The 17,118-nt window shown below is 54.4% G+C and carries 17 protein-coding genes; 3 read left to right on the top strand and 14 right to left on the bottom strand.

Annotated features, from left to right (window positions below; translation table 11 throughout):
- Positions 1–311: 311 nt before the first annotated feature.
- On the bottom strand, positions 312–1,190 hold the full coding sequence (locus M0651_RS08515; RefSeq protein WP_248551411.1) for a nucleotidyltransferase-like protein: 879 nt from the start codon (positions 1,188–1,190) through the stop codon (positions 312–314).
- A gap of 146 nt (positions 1,191–1,336) precedes the next feature.
- Between M0651_RS08515 and M0651_RS08510 the strand changes: the two genes are divergently transcribed.
- The gene (locus M0651_RS08510) at positions 1,337–1,717 is read left to right on the top strand and encodes a YgzB family protein (RefSeq protein WP_248551410.1); all 381 of its coding nucleotides are present in this window, start codon (positions 1,337–1,339) and stop codon (positions 1,715–1,717) included.
- Between the two features lie 80 nt (positions 1,718–1,797).
- Here M0651_RS08510 and M0651_RS08505 read toward each other — a convergent pair whose 3' ends face one another.
- The 10 genes from M0651_RS08505 to uptA all read right to left on the bottom strand — a co-directional run bounded on the left by M0651_RS08505 (position 1,798) and on the right by uptA (position 12,336).
- Positions 1,798–3,531 carry a glycosyl hydrolase family 18 protein gene (locus M0651_RS08505; RefSeq protein ID WP_248551409.1) on the bottom strand — a complete coding sequence of 578 codons (1,734 nt, stop codon included), beginning with the start codon at positions 3,529–3,531 and terminating at the stop codon, positions 1,798–1,800.
- 137 nt (positions 3,532–3,668) lie between these two features.
- Complete coding sequence (gene perR / locus M0651_RS08500) at positions 3,669–4,097, bottom strand: Fur family transcriptional regulator (protein WP_248551408.1); 429 nt, start codon at positions 4,095–4,097, stop codon at positions 3,669–3,671.
- Between the two features lie 144 nt (positions 4,098–4,241).
- Positions 4,242–6,059: a DUF4097 family beta strand repeat-containing protein gene (locus M0651_RS08495; protein ID WP_248551407.1), complete on the bottom strand. Its 1,818-nt coding sequence runs from the start codon at positions 6,057–6,059 to the stop codon at positions 4,242–4,244.
- A 177-nt stretch (positions 6,060–6,236) separates the two neighbouring features.
- Positions 6,237–6,701: a GNAT family N-acetyltransferase gene (locus M0651_RS08490; protein ID WP_248551406.1), complete on the bottom strand. Its 465-nt coding sequence runs from the start codon at positions 6,699–6,701 to the stop codon at positions 6,237–6,239.
- Positions 6,702–6,774: 73 nt separating this feature from the next.
- Positions 6,775–8,214 carry an Asp-tRNA(Asn)/Glu-tRNA(Gln) amidotransferase subunit GatB gene (gene gatB / locus M0651_RS08485; RefSeq protein ID WP_248551405.1) on the bottom strand — a complete coding sequence of 480 codons (1,440 nt, stop codon included), beginning with the start codon at positions 8,212–8,214 and terminating at the stop codon, positions 6,775–6,777.
- A 33-nt stretch (positions 8,215–8,247) separates the two neighbouring features.
- Positions 8,248–9,702, bottom strand: coding sequence for an Asp-tRNA(Asn)/Glu-tRNA(Gln) amidotransferase subunit GatA (gene gatA / locus M0651_RS08480; RefSeq protein ID WP_248551404.1), 1,455 nt, complete (start codon positions 9,700–9,702; stop codon positions 8,248–8,250).
- Positions 9,703–9,769: 67 nt separating this feature from the next.
- Positions 9,770–10,057 (bottom strand): Asp-tRNA(Asn)/Glu-tRNA(Gln) amidotransferase subunit GatC, encoded by a 288-nt coding sequence (gene gatC, locus M0651_RS08475; protein WP_248551403.1) that lies wholly within the window; start codon positions 10,055–10,057, stop codon positions 9,770–9,772.
- A 162-nt stretch (positions 10,058–10,219) separates the two neighbouring features.
- Entirely contained in the window at positions 10,220–10,603 is a 384-nt protein-coding gene (locus tag M0651_RS08470) for an ATPase (protein ID WP_248551402.1), read from the bottom strand.
- Positions 10,604–10,974: 371 nt separating this feature from the next.
- Positions 10,975–11,604 carry an MBL fold metallo-hydrolase gene (locus tag M0651_RS08465; protein ID WP_248551401.1) on the bottom strand — a complete coding sequence of 210 codons (630 nt, stop codon included), beginning with the start codon at positions 11,602–11,604 and terminating at the stop codon, positions 10,975–10,977.
- Between the two features lie 120 nt (positions 11,605–11,724).
- The gene (gene uptA, locus M0651_RS08460; RefSeq protein ID WP_248551400.1) at positions 11,725–12,336 is read right to left on the bottom strand and encodes an undecaprenyl phosphate transporter UptA; all 612 of its coding nucleotides are present in this window, start codon (positions 12,334–12,336) and stop codon (positions 11,725–11,727) included.
- Positions 12,337–12,508: 172 nt separating this feature from the next.
- Here uptA and M0651_RS08455 point away from each other — a divergent pair, with 172 nt between their 5' ends.
- Positions 12,509–12,820, top strand: a complete 312-nt coding sequence (locus tag M0651_RS08455) for a dehydrogenase (protein ID WP_248551399.1) — start codon at positions 12,509–12,511, stop codon at positions 12,818–12,820.
- A gap of 70 nt (positions 12,821–12,890) precedes the next feature.
- Here M0651_RS08455 and M0651_RS08450 read toward each other — a convergent pair whose 3' ends face one another.
- Positions 12,891–14,351, bottom strand: coding sequence for an O-antigen ligase family protein (locus tag M0651_RS08450; protein ID WP_248551418.1), 1,461 nt, complete (start codon positions 14,349–14,351; stop codon positions 12,891–12,893).
- A gap of 118 nt (positions 14,352–14,469) precedes the next feature.
- On the opposite strand from M0651_RS08450, the gene M0651_RS08445 reads away from it, so the two are divergent.
- Positions 14,470–14,667, top strand: coding sequence for a hypothetical protein (locus M0651_RS08445; RefSeq protein WP_248551419.1), 198 nt, complete (start codon positions 14,470–14,472; stop codon positions 14,665–14,667).
- A gap of 511 nt (positions 14,668–15,178) precedes the next feature.
- On the opposite strand, the gene M0651_RS08440 is transcribed toward M0651_RS08445, so the two are convergent.
- Positions 15,179–16,363, bottom strand: a complete 1,185-nt coding sequence (locus M0651_RS08440; RefSeq protein ID WP_248551398.1) for a class I SAM-dependent methyltransferase — start codon at positions 16,361–16,363, stop codon at positions 15,179–15,181.
- Positions 16,364–16,406: 43 nt separating this feature from the next.
- Complete coding sequence (locus M0651_RS08435; RefSeq protein WP_282577824.1) at positions 16,407–17,054, bottom strand: DUF6483 family protein; 648 nt, start codon at positions 17,052–17,054, stop codon at positions 16,407–16,409.
- Positions 17,055–17,118 lie beyond the last annotated feature (64 nt).

Genomic DNA, 17,118 nt, shown 5'->3' with positions numbered 1-17,118 from the left:
GGTGTTTGACTTGCTCATTTAAAACAAACTGACGAGATTTAAAATCTCATTTATTACTCACTCGTTGTTCAGTTTTCAAAGATCAAACCATTCATTTTGTCGCTTATTTTTGTTTCAGCAGCGACCTTTATAATATATCACATTCGCCTCTTTTGAGTCAAGAAGTTTTTTTGAAGCCTTTCGACTTATGCCGTTTTGAACTTCAGAACTTCTCTGCCTTTTTAGGGGCGAGATATAATTTATCACAGATCCAATAGAGGCGTCAACCTGTTTGTCCCAGGTATAATATGGAAACAGGAAACCCTCGTGAGTTAAACGCGATAACGCAGTTCCCGGCTATCGCCGGCGCCTTCCTTTTGAGCCTTGGTAATCTCTTGCGCCAAGGAACGGGTTACTAACTTGCGCAGCAACAAAGGAAGCTCGTCCTTAACATGCTCCAGCTCCGGCACCTGCGCCAATTCCTGAATGCCCCATGCTTCCTTGCGACTGCCTAATATCTTTAAGAGTAAAGCGCAGCAATCCGCCATCTTACTGGCCAACGTAAACTCACATGCCAGCAAAACAAGCTGAATCCGTTGCTCCAACGTTTCGGAATTTTCCGTCAGTTCATCGAACAGCTTATAAACAACGGAATTCAAGGGGCGAACCTGCTCCCACACACTGCTTTCCGGCAGGATCCCTTGTTCGATTAGCTCGAGGCGGGCATAATGCTTAAGCGCCTGCAGCACGCAATAATAGGCATCCAGTAAATCCTTCTCAGCGGTATAACGTTTGGCTTCCCCGTATACTTTGAGGAACTTGGAGAATTCCTTTAGCTTTCGCCGTTCCTTCATCGGTTCTCCAAATTCATTAATATAAGATCGGAATGCCATCAACTTCCCCTCAATGTCCCAAATGATCTCTCCGTGCAAAAAGTATTTAACGGAATCCCTCTGATCCCCGATCAATATCCCTTGTTCAATCTCGCGACTGCCGACATGCAGTAATTGATAAGCCGAATCACCGCTCATGCCGTGTTCGATGCGCCGTTCCGTCTCCTCCAAGCCATGGTGTACAACCATTATGAGAAACTCGAAATCATGCAGCAGCGAATCGTGGGAACCGGCTTGATCCAGGCGATACCCGACCGCTCCAATGGCCCCATGCCCAGCTTTCTCCTCGTCCAAGATCGAAAAAATGGTTGTTTCCACGGATACCCTCCCAGCTTGGCGTATTCCTGCCGATTCGTTATAATATAGTTCTACGCCTAGTCTAAGTTTCCTTCTTGTTTTTTGGAGCACTTGGAAAAAGTCGGGGGATTCTCCCCTATGAATAGCTGAAGAATCGAGGTGGCCCAATGTTCTTTAAGTCGAGCAAAATTAATGAATTTCGTTTATGGGGCTTGCTGCTGACCATGTTTGGAATGGGCCTGATGGTCCTGGGTACCGCCGGGATCGTGTTCTGGGGGCAATCGGGAAAAGTGGTCGCCGCCATCGGACTGGCCATCGGCTTAATCGCGATGCTGGCGAGCTTGGCCATCTATTTTTGGGCGGGCATGCTGTCCACCTCTGCGGTGCAGCTGGAATGTCCGGAATGCCACAAACTGACCAAAATGCTAGGCAAAACGGATCGTTGCATGTTCTGCAAAACCATCTTGACCCTGGACCCGGCGCAGGCGACGATTACCGCCGACCAATTGGAACAACAGCAATCTGCTGATGTTCCAACCCAAGGTTAAACCCGATCACCCCGCCCTCATCGGATCCCAAATGAGAAAAAGCGGACCCTGCTCAAGAAGCAGCGGTCCGCTTTGTTTTTCTATTTCTCAATTTGCTGCAGCGTTTCCCATGCATGATCGGAAGCAAAGCTGCGAGTCCAGGTAGCAATGCCGGCCAGCTTCAACGACTTAGCCAATTCCACGCGACGTTGCAACGATTCCGCATCCTCTAACCAGATCCGGTGCAATCCCTCTTTGTCTTCGTATTCCACATAATTCTGACCGGTCTCTTCGGAGAAGCGCGGCTTCAATTTCTTCTCCGCAATGATTTGCTGGGCTTTATCCATCCCAATAGCTTTGGAATCAACTTCGGTTTTGCCATCCTTCTCGGTTTCCGTCCAAATCCGCGTGTAGAGCGGAATGCCCAGGATCAGCTTGCTTGGCGGCACGCCGTCCTCTTCCAGAATTCGGGTCACCGACGAACGCACCCATGGCAGCGAAGCGACGGAGCCAGCTACCGGACTGGCCGCCCAATGCTCGTCGTAAGCCATCACAACGAGGTAATCCACTACTTCGCCCAAGGCCCGGCGGTCCAAAAACGCCGACCACATCTCGCTGTTCGACTTCGGAGTCACGTCGATCGACACGATTAATCCCTGCTCCTCGGCCAACGGGCGAAGCTCGCGCATGAATTGGGTCAGATTCTCTCCATCTTTGGTATAGACATTTTCATAATCGATGTTAATACCGTCCAAGTCGTAAATCTTTGCGTAATGAAGCATTTGCAATATGGTCGTCAGACGATTCTCGAAACTGGACAATGCCTTGGAGGTCAAATCCGGCTCAAAACTGTTGCTGAACAATCCCCAGACCTGCATCCCTTGGCCATGAGCCCATTTCACATAAGCGCTGTCCGCCTTACTCCGCACATTGCCGGCGCCGTCCACCAGCGAAAACCAAGTGGGGCTGACGACGTTAACCCCCGGCAGATTACCGATCGACGACGGTTTCGGCGCCACCTGGTACACCGCCTCCCAAGTCATGTTGACCGTTTTGGACTGCCATTTCTGTTTGGCTGCGGACAACTCCTGTTTCAACTCGGGGACGAAACGTTTCTCCCCTGTTACCACGTTCTTCTGTCGAACGTATCCGGTATACCCGTTGTCCAGCTGAACATAATACCATTCATCATCCGGAGCCTGTAAGATCCGCAATGCGGTATCCGCCTTCATATCAGCCAGGATAGGCTCATGAATGCTTGGACCGGTGCGAAGCGGAACAGTGCTGTCCTTCTTGCCGGAGCCGGTGTTTACTGCAGCCAGCATGAGACTCTCTCCGGCCCGGTATAACAGCACGGCGCCGGTGGAAGCATCCTCCTGCACCTCGGCTCCGTATAACTCCTGAAGCAGATGGGCCGGAAGATAGAGGACGCCGTCTTTTTCCTCAGGAGCAAATCGCAACTCCATTGGTTTATTGTTAATTTTGGCGATTTTCTCGTCTGCTTTGAGCAAGACTAATTTCCGAGGCGTCGTCAAAATGACCGATTTCGTGTCTTCCTCATAACGGATCGTTGGCTCAATCACCTGTTGAATGATCGGAAGCGGCAGCTTTAGGCTATCGCCCGATCCAATCCCGGTACCATCCAGCCATTGCCCGCCGGAAAATATCGGCTTCTCCGCACGGCCCAACCATTCAGGGTCGACATGCTCACGATTTGGCAGCCATACCGATTGAGCCCAATACAATCCTGCTATAATTAGGATAAGTCCGAAAAACCACTTGGTTTTGCCCCCGCCGCGCCTTTTCTTGCGATATGTGTCTCTTCTGCTTTTCAAGGACAACCCTCCGTATCTAAATCTCTGTCTACTAATAATAACTTATGAAGTGTGCCGAAAGTTACCGTAAAAATAAAAACGTGAAGAATTCCCGAAGGAATTCCGCACGTTTTCTCATTCTCGCAGGATGATTACGCTTAATGTTGGACGTGGCACTCGCTGCATACCCCATGCAACTCCAGCCGATGTCCGTGAATTTCAAAGCCGGTTGCCTCTGCTGCTTTCCGCTCCACGTCCTCCAGGGACGGGTACATGAAGTCTTCGATCTTTCCACATTTCTCACAAATCACATGATAATGATTGGACACGTCGGCATCAAACCGGCTCGAATTGTCCCCATATGTCAACTCCCGGACCATGCCGGCTTCAATTAGCATTTTCAAATTATTGTATACCGTAGCTACGCTCATGTTCGGGAAGCGAGGCTCCAAGGACCGGTAAATCTCGTCCGCGGTCGGATGGCTCATCGATTCCATCAGATACGTAAGTATGGCGTGACGCTGCGGCGTAATGCGGACACCATTGTTCTTCAGTTGGTCCAGGGCATGTTGTACGCGCGTTGTCATCTCGTCCACCGCCTTCTAAATGCTCATTCCTAATTAATAGTTATGCTAAAATAGCTCACGTGATTATTGTACGTTTAGGTCAAAACTTTTGTCAACGCAAGATCAACAGCAAGGGGCTGGGGCATCGCCTGATTTTTCCGGTGTTCAGCTTTTATTCACATATAGATCGCTGTTCCCGTCAATCTTGAGCTTGTAATCGCCACTTCCGATCATGCCATGAATTTCCTTGTCCTCCACCGCAAACGGCAGCTCGGTATAAATATCGCCATACCCGCTGGAACCCTTCAATTCGTAATTCCCATCCTCCGGAAGCTCCAGTCTAAGCTCGCCGACCGCGCTGTACACATCCCAATCGCCGCCGATCAGACGGGAGCTTATATAGATCTTGCCGTTTAGCGATTCCGCCTGCAGTCCCAGTGGAACGCCATCCACCCGGATATTTCCATTTTTCGTACGCGTTTGAATCCCGTCTTGAGCTTCGGTCAGTGTGATATCACCTACGAGGGTAGACAAAGAAGCCTTCCCCGTAATCCCCCGACCTTTGATGTTACCGCCTTGCGTATCAACTTGAGCCTCGCCGAAGATCCGGTACAACTCCACGTCCCCGTTTAGTGTCTTAGCTGAAACATCGCCAATCACATCCCATAGCCGTAAATCCCCATTCCCGGTTTGCAGCTTCACCTGCTTCATAGTCTGAACCCCGGTCAGGGTGATCCCGCCGCTTGAAGTGGTGATGTCCAGATCCAGAAACCGGTTCTCCGGTACGATCAAGGTCACATTCACGCGTGGATGACGCCTCCCCGTCTCTCCGTACGCCTTATCCTTGACAGATAAGCCCAGCGTCTTGCCCTCCTTGGCTTCAACGGACGTCACGGCCGCAATTCTACGGGCATCCTCCGTACCGAGCTGGTCAATCCAAACCGTATAGCGGACGATGATATGATCGATCTCCGCCTTACGGACCTCGATATCCCCATTCATTCCATCAACAACAATCCGTTCAGTGTCCAGATCGATGGGAATGTCCAGTTGAGGTTTTTCGACGCGGTAGCCCTCCTCCGCACTGTATTCCGCCCCCGCCGCCGTCAAATCCAGACTGACCCGGTTCCATACATGCATATATTGATCCTGCTGCGTAATGGCAAACACGGAGAAAGCCATAAACATGGATAACAATAGACCTTTGACGTCCACATGCGGCCGGCGTCTGGCTTGCGTTTTTTTCATAGGGTTCCAAGCTAATATTAAAATATGCTCAACACCCCATAAAACGAACACCAATGGCCACCATTGGATGAGCAACCGCAGCTCGTCCCGCCCCGTGATCGCATCACGAAGGAGAATTACCGCGACAGCCAACAGCAACACGGCAGCAGTAAAACGTCCTGATCGCAAGACCATGCGTTTTGATTCTCGAAAGACTAGCAGAAGCCCCGCCAATGCTAACGCAAACGAGACCAGGTAAGCCCCGGCATATTGCACTAGCAGTTGAAGCCAAAAGGGCTTCAGCCGAAACATAAACAAGATGGCTCCGCCGCCGATCAGCAGCGCTCCGGCTCCGATGCCCTGTTTGATATTTCTACCGGACGGCGTGTCCGCTAAGGGGGCTGAGCTGATCTCGACTTCTTTTCGCAAACGGGCATTATGGGCATCCGTAGATTGAAGAACATCATAAATGCTAAAGAAGTACGCTGCAGGAATCAGCAAGCCCAGCCAGATTAGCAGCGGTACGTTGATGGCCGTACGAACCGAAGAGAAATAAATCAACGCCGAAGCATCGATCAATACGAAATACATGAAGCAAAGGCCGCGTAAATAAAGGCGCAAATACAAATGCCCCAAACCCGGTAGCAGGGCGGATAGCAGGCAGGCTACCCGCTTGCGTTTGCGTCGTCGGGGCGGATACCCTTTGGTTCGCACCTGTGTTGACGGTTCGCCTAATGGCAGCATATCCGGCGTCATCTTCCCACCCCTTTCTATCGTTAGGTTTCATCTGCGCGGATATCCCATTCACTTCATCATAACCGATATAAACTTCATCTGTAACGTGGAATGAACTGGACCTGACGGACACCTTCGCTTCTACATAGAAAAAGCACGCCCTCAAACCCGGAAACCGCGGTTCGAAGGCGTGCAGGATCACCTAGACAGGTCCAGTCGAAAGATCGTCAGTTCAACGCCTGCGGCGGAGCCCACTTGTTTGACTGGTCGAAAGCCGAACTTACTATATAACGCAACCGCTGGAGCGTTAAGCGTACTGGCCGTAACCGTAAATCCTTGTTGATCAGAGTGATTCGCAAGAATGTACTTCAGCAGCTTAGTTCCGATTCCTTGGCGCAAATGGTCAGGGTGAACCATCAAGCGGGTGATCTCGAGCATTCCGTCCGTGTCGCCCCGAACCGCAACAGCACCCAGCAACTCTCCATCCTCTGACAGTGCACCGATAAATAGATCGCTGCTCGTGCGGATGGAATCAAACGTATCCGGCAGGGGCGGCGTCTCCGTCAGCCCTACGGCCTTAGCCTCCAGCCGGTAAGCTGCATGCTGCAAACCCCACAGCTGTTCTACGAGATCGGCGTCCCTCAGCGACAACGGCTTGATCACACGCTCTTCCCCCTCGAAATGGCCTTCGGCTTATCTTCAGCCTGCCTTATGAGCAGCAGATGTCCTCGGTGCCTTAACCTTTCAATACATCCACCAGCAGCTTGTTGACCAACCCCGGGTTGGCTTTCCCTTTACTTTGCTTCATCACTTGACCAACAAGGAAGCCAATCGCTTTCTCTTTGCCGGCTTTGTAATCTTCGACGGAAGCAGGGTTGTTCGCCACGACTTCTTGGACAATCGCCAAAATCGCGCCTTCGTCGCTGATTTGCACCAGCCCTTGCTCCTCAACGATTTGCTGCGGCAGCTTACCGCTTTGCAGCATCTCCTTGAACACGGTTTTGGCAATCTTGGAGCTAATCGTACCTTTCTCCAGCAGGCCGATCATTTCGCCGAGGCCTTGACCCGTCAGCTTCACATCAGACAACTCCAGGGAGTTGCTGTTCAAGTAGCCCAGCAGATCGCCCATGATCCAGTTCGATACCGCTTTAGCGTCTTTCGTATACGCAAGGCTGCTCTCGAACAGATCTGCCAACGCTTTGGACGACGTAATGACGCCGGCATCGTACTCCGGCAAGCCGTATTCCGATGTATAGCGGGCCTTGCGGGCATCCGGGAGCTCCGGAATCGACGCGCGGATCCGGTCTTTCCACGCCTGGTCGATATGCAGGGTAACTAGATCAGGATCCGGGAAGTAGCGATAATCATGCGCTTCTTCCTTGCCGCGCATCGAGAACGTCTTGCCTTGGGTTTCGTCCCAGCGCCGCGTCTCCTGCACAACCTCTCCGCCCTCGTCGAGGATCTCGGCCTGACGGAACTGCTCATACTCCAATCCGCGAACCACGCCGCGGAAGGAGTTCATGTTCTTGAGCTCGGCCCGCGTCCCGAGCTCCTTCTGCCCGTGCGGCCGCAAACTGATGTTGGCGTCGCAGCGCATCGAGCCTTCCTCCATTTTCACGTCGGAAACGTCGCAATACAACATGATCGCCCGCAGCTTCTCCAGGTACGCCCGCGCTTCTTCCGGTGAGGAGATATCCGGCTCAGATACGATTTCCACGAGCGGGGTGCCGACGCGGTTAAAATCCACCAACGAAGCATAGCCGCCATCCACGTGCGTCAGTTTCCCGGCGTCTTCTTCCAGATGCAAGCGGGTAATCCCAATCCGCTTCGTTTTCCCGTCCACTTCAATATCGATGTATCCATTCAAGCCAATCGGCTGATCGTATTGGGAAATTTGATACGCCTTCGGCGAATCAGGGTAAAAATAATTCTTTCGGTCGAATTTACTCACGTCGCCGATTTCGCAATTCAGCGCCATCGCCGCTTTCATCGCGTAGTCGACAGCCTGGCGATTCAGCACCGGTAATACGCCGGGATGTCCCAGGCAAACCGGGCAGGTATGCGTGTTGGGTGGAGCGCCGAACTCGGTGGAGCAGCCGCAGAAAATTTTCGTTTTCGTGTGCAGCTCCACGTGCACCTCCAACCCGACCACCGTTTCATATTTGGATGTTGACATGACCTATCCTCCTGCAAAACATTGATATGGAACCTACAAGGCGGGACGTTGTTTGTGATGATCCGTTGACGCTTCAAAAGCGTGAGCTACGCGCAAAATCGTGTTTTCATCGAACGGTTTGCCGATAATTTGCAATCCAACCGGAAGGCCTTTGGCAAATCCGCACGGCACGCTGACGGCGGGTACCCCAGCCAAGCTCACCGGAATCGTCAATATATCGTTTAAATACATCGTGAGCGGATCGTCAACCTGCGAACCGAGCGGGAACGCGGTGGTTGGCGCCGTTGGCCCGATAATCACGTCATAGTTGGCAAAGGTCTGATCGAAATCCTGTTTGATCAGCGTTCTGACCTTTTGCGCCTTCAAATAGTAGGCATCGTAATACCCCGAGCTGAGCGCGTAAGTACCAAGCATGATCCGGCGTTTCACTTCCGGGCCAAATCCCTGGCTGCGCGAATCGTAATACAGGTCCAGCAGGCTGCCGGCATGATCGGCGCGAACGCCGTAACGAACGCCGTCGAAACGCGACAGGTTGGACGACGCCTCCGAAGACGCCAGCAAATAATAGGCGGCCACGGCGTATTCCGTATGCGGCAGCGACACTTCCTCCCATACCGCGCCTAGGCCTTCTAGCACGCGCAATGCCTCCATCACAGAAGCTTTGACCTGAGGGTCAACGCCATCCAGATATTCCTTCGGCACGGCGATACGCAATCCGGCAATGTCACCGGTGAGGGCACTCAAATAATCCGGAACGTCCACGTTGGCCGAGGTGGAATCCTTCGGATCGTGGCCGGCGATCGCCTGCAGGACGTAGGCAGCGTCCTCAACATTCTTCGTAATCGGCCCAATCTGGTCAAGCGAGGAGGCAAACGCCACTAGCCCGAAGCGCGATACCCGGCCGTAGGTCGGCTTCAAACCGACCACGCCGCAATACGATGCGGGCTGGCGAATGGAACCGCCAGTATCGGAGCCCAGCGTAAAGAAGGCTTCGCCTGCAGCAACCGCGGCCGCCGAACCGCCGCTGGAACCGCCCGGCACCCGGTTTACATCCCACGGGTTACGCACGGGGTGAAAGCTGGAATTCTCGTTGGAGCCGCCCATGGCGAACTCGTCCATATTCAGCTTACCGATCGTGACCGCTTCCGCTTCCTTCAGCTTCGTAACGACCGTAGCGTCATAAATCGGATCATAGTTTTTCAGAAATTGGCTTCCGCATGTTGTCAGCAACCCCTCGGTAACCATGTTGTCCTTGACACCTACAGGGAGGCCAAATAATAAACCGCGAGCTTCCCCTTGCGCCAGCTTCGCGTCCAGACGGGACGCCTCGGCACGTGCCCCTTCTTCATTCAAAGTCAAATAGGCGCCGATCTTCCCATCGTATTCCCGAATTTTGGCGAAAGCTTCGCCAACCAAATCGGATACGGACAACTCCTTGTTGTGAAGCCGATTATGTATCTCCTGCAAACGCAAATCAAAAAGCGCCAATCTAAGCTTCCTCCTTTATGAACCCTTGTGATTTCTAATCGATCGGTGGGTCGTCGTAACGAGAACCCTATTCCAGTACAGCCGGAACCTTAAACTGCCCGTCCTCTTCGTCCGGCGCATTGCGGAACACCATCTCCGGCGGCAGGCTTTCCTTCACTTCGTCCTCACGCATGACGTTGCTTAAATGAAGCACATGTGTCGTTGGCGCGATATCGTCCGTATTTAATTCATTTAACTTCTCGGCGTATTGTAAAATCGCATTTAATTGTTCCGTGAACATCTCCCGCTCATCGTCGGTCAGGTGCAAGCGGGCCAGCTTCGCCACATGTTCAACATCCTTCGTCTGGATACTCATGCTTGGTGCCTCCTTTAGTGATGCGTTCCCACACTATTCGTACATTCTACCATGCTTGTACAATTGAATAAAATTATATTGTAGAATCCAGTTCAATTCAATCCGTTAAAGCGGAAAGGGGGAAAAGAAAAAGAGCCGGACGCATGCCGACTCCCTTACCTCTTATATCCATGCCCGCAGGTTCACTTGTTTAATGAACTCCGCTTGGGACATAACTTCCTTTGTTGGTTCCTGCTGCTCGTCTGCCTCGCTGTCTTCGCCGTTCATGATTTGCCGGAACAGCTTCTCATTATGCGTTGCCAGCGCGTAATCGATCAAAGCTTCCTGGGTCGCGCGCTCCGCCTCTTGCTCGATCAGCCGATTTTCGGATTCTATATCGCTCTGCGGAACGAAGTAATTCCGCCCCGTCTTCGGATACCGGATGACGTAGTCGAAAGCATTGTCCGGATTGCGGTCGTAAGCAATAACGTAGCCATATTCCCCAACAGGAAGATTCTGCTCAAAAGCATCACCGACGATAACGATTTTCTCTCCCAGATGAAGCATCGTCTACCTCCCTGATTTATGGATTTGGTTGGTTAACTCTCATAAACTTGTATTACTTTATATCATCCTACTAAAAGAGAAGGAGTCTGGTCAAGTTCTTGACCGGAATCCCGGTTGTGAATAGCGTATGCATGACGACCAGGAGGTGTACATCCCGTTTCACGCAAATACCTGCTCCAGCCCCCTCTTGCAGGACAAGACAAAAAAGAACGCAAACCGGGAAGATTCCTCAGCTTGCGTGCTTCGCAAAAGTTACAATGTTTTAATTAAATACATCCTATCAAAGGGATGCACTTTTGTCCACTATTTTTGTACTTTTCCGTCGAATTTATTTTGTCGATGGCAGGTGTAAGAAAGATGTCCTTACGTTACTAAGAGACGTACGGATTGTTTGCCCGTTCAAAGCCGATGGTCGTTCTAGGCCCGTGGCCGGGATAAACCTTCACTTCGTCCTTCAGCCGGTACAACTTCCCGCGAATCGAATTATACAGATCTGCTTCGCGGCCTCCCGCCAAGTCGGTGCGCCCGACGCCGAGGCGGAACAGCACATCTCCCGAGAATAGATCGTCGCCGCACAGAAAACTGACGCTGCCTGGCGAGTGGCCCGGCGTATGATAGACGGTGAACTCGTGCCCGATCAAGCGGAGCTTCTGTCCCTCGGCTAAATCGTATTCCGCCGGGTCCGTTGCGATAGGCGGTCCCACCTCCGGCCACATTAACGAGCCGTTCAGCTTGGGGGTCGTGAGCCAATCGCTCTCCAGCGGATGTACATAAACCGGACAATTCTTGGCCTTACGGATCTCGTCCACGCCACCGATATGATCAAAATGAGCATGCGTAAGTAAAATGGCTTCGATATCCAAGCCTTCAATTTTGCGCAATAAGGGTCCTGGTTTCATACCCGGATCGATAATCACCGCCCGGCCTTCATCTTCTCCCCGCAGCAAATATGCGTTAGTTTGCAGGGGTCCTAATGTAAAACTCTCGATCTTCAGCATCATGTTTATCGCTCGAAATAAGCGTATGCCGTCCGATGACGGCAGTCTCGCCTTCTCCGCATCCTCCCTCGTAAATTCTACCGGCAGCCCGTCCGGTTTGTCAGTTGCATGAAGCGGTACCGCTTAAGCGTCGCCCTTCTTCCGGCTTCCAAAGGTTTTGACGATGAAGTACACGATTAATAGCGCCAAAGCGCCTAACAAAATCGGCATGATATAAGGCCCGGCCTTCTCATCAATGTGTTGCCACTGCTCGCCCAGCAGCATCCCCAAATAAACGAACAGTATCGACCAAGGGATCACCGCCAAGGTTGTCAGAAACAAGAACTTGCCTACCGGCATTTTGGCCATCCCTGCCGGAATGGAAATCGCATGCCTTGCCACCGGAATAAATCGTGCGGTAAAAATGACTCCTGGCCCGTATTTCAGAAACCAGGCCTCGGACACGTCGATATGCTTCTTCTGAATCAAAATATACTTCCCATACTTTTCTAAAATCGGCCTGCCTCCATAGCGTCCAATCCAGTAGATAAATAACTGGGCAATCACACCGCCAACCGTGCCGAAGAAGACGGCTCCGATAAAGTTGATATCCCCCTGATGCACGAGGTAACCGCCGTAAGCCAGCACGATTTCGCTGGGGATGATCTCAATCATAAGTCCCAGCATAATGCCGAAATAGCCCAATTGCTGCACCCAATCCAATAATACGCCCACTAAATTCGATATCCAATCCACAGCTTCGTCCTCTTTCCCGTTAGCTTTCCGTCCCGAGGGACTGCAAATCTCCCACTAATCTCAGTCTATTCTATCATAGCCGGGGACATGCGTTCTACTTCACCCTGCTCCTCCGGTGACTCCGGGGAATCCGCCCGCATATGCTGGAGCATAAAGGAGGCGACTTTAAGCCATGTCCAACTTCCCGGCAAAACATCGGACTTCCCTCCCGACCCCGCGCAAGATCCGCCGCAGCTGCAGCAAAGAGCTGTACCGGACCGTGAAGCGGCTCGGCATTTATGTTCCCGAGGAGCGAATCATGCAAGGCGAAGCCTTGTATTACAAGAAAGTGATCGGTAACCTGTTATGGATCGGCGAAAACATCAGCAACCGTAAGCTGCTGGCGGACTGGTGGGATGAGGCTGTCAGCGCCGAGCTTGCCGAGCTGTGGGAGGTCGATCGCGAAACATTATCCTCCGCCTTCCGCGCGGCGTTCGGCGGTTAGCAGCAAGGCCAATGGACGTGACCGGCGGGAATGCCGCTCCGCGAGCTTAGATGTCGAAAGGCACGGATACCTACTTCAAGGCGTTGCTCGTGAAAGGGCGGGACGACTGCTGCATTTTCCGGCCCAGCTCCACGGCTTCCGCCGTCAACAAGAACGCTCGGTCGTTACGCAGAGTGGGAGCGTTGGCAATGGCTTCGGCTAGTCGCGTGTAGTCCGCGTACAAGTCGGCCCCGACAGATGCGATGGCTTCGGCCTGCTGGGGATGGCCGCTTGCTTGCAAGTTTTGCGCAAGCTGCGACAGCTCGCGCAAAGCTGTCGTTTGCTTGACCCGGTCGAACCGGTCCAGCTCCACGCTTCGCCGCAGCGCCCCAGCGGCTGCGGGGTCTCCTTCCCGGGCCAGCGCTCGGCCTAGGGCCAGCCACAGTTCGGAGCGCTCCGGTTCGTAACGGAGGCCGGCCCGCAGGAGCAACGCGGCCTCCTGTGGAGCGGAGCGTTCCGCCAAGGCCAACCGCGCTGCGGTGCGGTACGGGGAGAGGTCCAGCGAGCGCACAAGCAGCTCGGCCGCCTCCCCGTTTGCCTCGGGCGGCCGGGCTAGTGCTTGGCGGTGCAGCCGCTGGCTCTCGGCTTCGCGGAACCCGGACACGCTAAGCAGGAGCAGCATGACAGCGGCCAAGCCAAATGCGCCGCGGACAAGCCAGGGAAGGGATATGGCAAGCCTAGGCGCAAAACCAAGGTGTCCGCCCCGGGCCTCGGCGAGCCCCATAGCCGCCGTCCAGAGGAGCAGCAGCCAGACGAGACCGTAGCTGAGGTCGAAGTCAACGGCGCAATGCAGCAGCAGCGCGAGGTAAGACGGGAGCAGCGCGCAGCGCGCCTTCAGCATGGGGATGCCCAGCACCCCCAGCCAGAGCAAGGCGAAGGCGAGGCCAAGCAGGCCCAGATCGAGCGCCAAGTCCAGGTATCCGCTATGCACCTCGCTGCCGACGTAAGGCAGGCTTTGGGTGCTGCGGAACGCGTGGCGCCACGTATCACCGCCTTGGCCGAGCCACGGCGACCGCCGGAGCAGCGCGGCTGCGTCGGCGTACATCGCCGCGCGGGCGGAAGCCGTTTCCGGGCGGAACCCCCGCCCGAGGAAACCGGCGGACGCCGGCAGCGCGGCCAGCGGCGCCCCGAGCAGCAGCGCCGCAACGAGCGGGCGCGAGCGCGGCAGGGCGCCGAGCGCGGACGCGAGCAGCGCCGCGGCCAGCCCCGCGGCGAGCGCGAGCGCGCCGGGCCCCGGCGCCGGCGCGAGCTGCGCGGCGGCGAGCCCGCGCGCCAGCACGGCGGCCGCGCCGGCGAAGACGGCGCTGTGCCAGGCGTAGCGCCGCCGCTCGGCGCCGCGCAGCAGCGCGAGGCCTGCGGCCCAGCCGGCCAGCGCGGCGGCGATCGCCCCGCGCGACTCGCTCAGCAGCAGGCCAAGGGCGAACAGCAGGGCGAGGGCCCCCGCCCGCTGGCCACGCCAGCCGCCATCGCGCGCGAAAGCGGCCCGCTCCATCCTCGCAAGCCGCATCAGCCGCTCCAGCAGGAACGCCGCCATCACCGCGCCGAAGGCGTTAGGGTATTGGAGCAGCCCGCCCAGCCGAGCACCGGTCGCTGAAACGGCCGGGTCCGCAGTGCGTACTATCGCTCCCGGCAGCGGCAGCACACCGTACACGGCAGCCAGCGCCGTGACGGCTAACAGGCTGCCGATCAGCAGCCAGCCCGCCTCCAGAGCGCGGCGACCATACAAGGTGCTCACCGCCAATACCGCTATCCCCGCGCCAAACACGCCCAGAAACACCCAAAGTCGTATGGCTTCTATCGTAGACTGAACGGATAGCGGACCTGCGGCTAGACGCCCTGCGTACCCTGCCGCGATAACCATTGGGCCGGCGGAAAGTGCCAGGGCATATCGAGCTGTCGGCTCCGCCCTTAACGAGTCAGGTGCTCGAGGCAGCAGCCTAGGGTTTGCTTTCGCGCTGCTGCCTCTCCCCCGCGTAATCGCCCATCCCACAGCAGCCCCCGCTCCGGCAATCAGCCATGCGGAGACCATCAGCAGCGTTCCTGGACGATCCGTCCAATACAAACCCTGATTCAAGCAAACCCAAACGGCGCTCAGCCAAACCGCCACTGTTACTCCCCAAATCCACTGCTGCCGCATCACCTCCACTCCCCCTTTCCTCTTGGACCAAGCCACTTTACTCCATTCATTGGCAAGTTTAAGGCAGGGTATTCTTTGATGTTGCTGTTCAACCTCGTTTCAAGCCCTTTTAGAGCTCCACATCGGAGATTTCCACCGGCTAACGCCAAAAAAACCGGTCAGGGCTCCCCCGACCGGTTCCATCATTTTTTCCTTTCCGCCGCCTCCGGCAACAGATCATGGCAAGCGCGCTCCAAATACGGATCTGCGCTTAAAAAATCGCGGAATGCCGTATACTCCCGCCAGAGCTCCGTCCGATTCACGCCGGCTGATTTGACGGCACGAATCAGGATGTTTTTCGGCGTATGCTCCATATCGATGAACTCCAGCAGCTGTGTTTTGTAGCCCATCACATCCAGCAGCTTGGCGCGAATCGCATCGGTTGCAAGCGCGGAGAAGCGCTCCTTCAAGATGCCATGCCCCAGCAGCGGCTGCAGCACCTCGTTTTGCACCTGGTTAAACAGCTCATGCTGACAACACGGTACGGACAAAATGACCGAAGCGTCCCAGCGGACCGCTTTCTCCAGCGCAGCATCGGTCGCGGTATCGCAGGCATGAAGCGTAACCACCATGTCGACTGCGCTGAGTTCGTCGTAATCGGCAATATCGCCAACAAGGAACCGCAAATCGTCATACTGCAACTTTCGGGCTAACCCGCTGCAATGTTCGATGACGTCCGCCTTCAAGTCCAGTCCGACCACATTCAATTTTCTTTGCTGCTGCACCGCCAAATAATGATACAACGCAAACGTTAAATAGGATTTGCCGCAACCAAAGTCAACAATCGTCAACGGACGCCCTTCCGGTAAATGAGGAAGCACATCCTGAACCATTTCGAGAAAACGATTGATTTGCTTGAATTTATCGTATTTTTTGGCGAGGACCTTGCCTTCCGCATTCATAATGCCAAGCTCCACCAGAAACGGAACGGCCGTCCCTTCCTCCAGGACATACTGCTTCTTCCGATTATGGGTTAACGTCCCCAGCGGCTTGCGAGACGGCGCTTTTTTCAGAATCGTCACTTTCAACTTCTTGCTGATCAACACCTGATAGTCGGCTTCTGCCGTGCAGAGCAGCCCTTGCCTAAACGTTTCCTCAAACAGCTTCGTTAACTCATCCGCAAATGCTGCGGACGGGATGTTTTGATGCAGCACTTTGTTAGGGTAATGGTACTCAAATTGATAGTGTAGACTCTTTTTGATTTCAACCGGCTTGATCTGCACTTTGCTGTATTCTGTTTCTCCCGTTTTGCGGCGGCCACTGATTGTCGCCGTGATGAGCGTCCCCTGTTCCGCCAGTTCGTTTGCGAGTTTGCGCAGTGATTCCATATTCGTTTAACAGCTGCCTTTCTGCATATAAGTTGTTCCCTTCTTAAAACCGGGTCTCCACATCCACAAGCCCCTCCTCGACTTCCTCGATCGGCAAGCCGCCGGTCGCAAGCGTATCGGGCGAAAGCGTCAGCAGCCGCTGATAAAATCCGGTCGCGTCATCTTTCGTCGCATGGCCTTCCTCCAACAAACGGTAGAGGGCATTTTCCGCCAGGTCGTATCTGCCCTCGCTTTCTTCCCAGTGCAGCACAAGCCATTCGGTGTCTGGCGGCAGCCGATAGAATTTCAGTAAAGCTTGCAATTCGGAAATGGCGGCGGAGATGTCCCAGAGGGAGCGATCCGCACCATGCAGCGCGGCGGTTAAGTAGAGATGCAGCGACTTCAACCATCGCGAAGCCCCTTCGTCAGGTTCTCCGGAGATCTCGTACACGTCGCCCTCTTCTTTGAGCAGCCGGGCTAAGCTCTGCAGCTTGTCCGCCTCTACCTCGCCGCCGGTCTGAAACAGGCGCACGATGTCTTTGGCAGACAGGTTCTCCAGCAGTTGGGAGCTTAAGCGAAACTGCCCTTTAAACAGCTCGTCGAGGGCCCATAACGCCTCAACCTTCTTTTTCTGCTGCTTCAGCATAAACACTTTACCCAACACTTCGGTCATTTCCTCAATCATCCTGACTAGGTAATCCCTCCGTAGCATGGTTCTCCCCCTTTCATCTCTACCCAGTCCTCTCTCCATCGGTTCAAAATAAAAGCCGAAAACC

This window comes from Paenibacillus mellifer, assembly GCF_023195895.1.
In the GTDB taxonomy this organism is placed as follows: domain Bacteria; phylum Bacillota; class Bacilli; order Paenibacillales; family Paenibacillaceae; genus Fontibacillus; species Fontibacillus mellifer.
Note: the sequence above shows the minus strand (reverse complement) of the source record. Positions and strands in the feature narration are given on the sequence as shown.

Bases quoted from the DNA above. Each gene is read 5' to 3' on its own strand.
- M0651_RS08495 (WP_248551407.1), bottom strand. From the start codon at position 6,059: ATGACGCCGGATATGCTGCCATTAGGCGAACCGTCAACACAGGTGCGA.
- M0651_RS08510 (WP_248551410.1), top strand. From the start codon at position 1,337: ATGTTCTTTAAGTCGAGCAAAATTAATGAATTTCGTTTATGGGGCTTG.
- M0651_RS08435 (WP_282577824.1), bottom strand. From the start codon at position 17,054: ATGCTACGGAGGGATTACCTAGTCAGGATGATTGAGGAAATGACCGAA.
- gatB (WP_248551405.1), bottom strand. From the start codon at position 8,214: ATGTCAACATCCAAATATGAAACGGTGGTCGGGTTGGAGGTGCACGTG.
- M0651_RS08465 (WP_248551401.1), bottom strand. From the start codon at position 11,604: ATGATGCTGAAGATCGAGAGTTTTACATTAGGACCCCTGCAAACTAAC.
- M0651_RS08470 (WP_248551402.1), bottom strand. From the start codon at position 10,603: ATGCTTCATCTGGGAGAGAAAATCGTTATCGTCGGTGATGCTTTTGAG.
- gatC (WP_248551403.1), bottom strand. From the start codon at position 10,057: ATGAGTATCCAGACGAAGGATGTTGAACATGTGGCGAAGCTGGCCCGC.
- M0651_RS08440 (WP_248551398.1), bottom strand. From the start codon at position 16,363: ATGGAATCACTGCGCAAACTCGCAAACGAACTGGCGGAACAGGGGACG.
- perR (WP_248551408.1), bottom strand. From the start codon at position 4,097: ATGACAACGCGCGTACAACATGCCCTGGACCAACTGAAGAACAATGGT.
- M0651_RS08450 (WP_248551418.1), bottom strand. From the start codon at position 14,351: ATGGAGCGGGCCGCTTTCGCGCGCGATGGCGGCTGGCGTGGCCAGCGG.
- M0651_RS08455 (WP_248551399.1), top strand. From the start codon at position 12,509: ATGTCCAACTTCCCGGCAAAACATCGGACTTCCCTCCCGACCCCGCGC.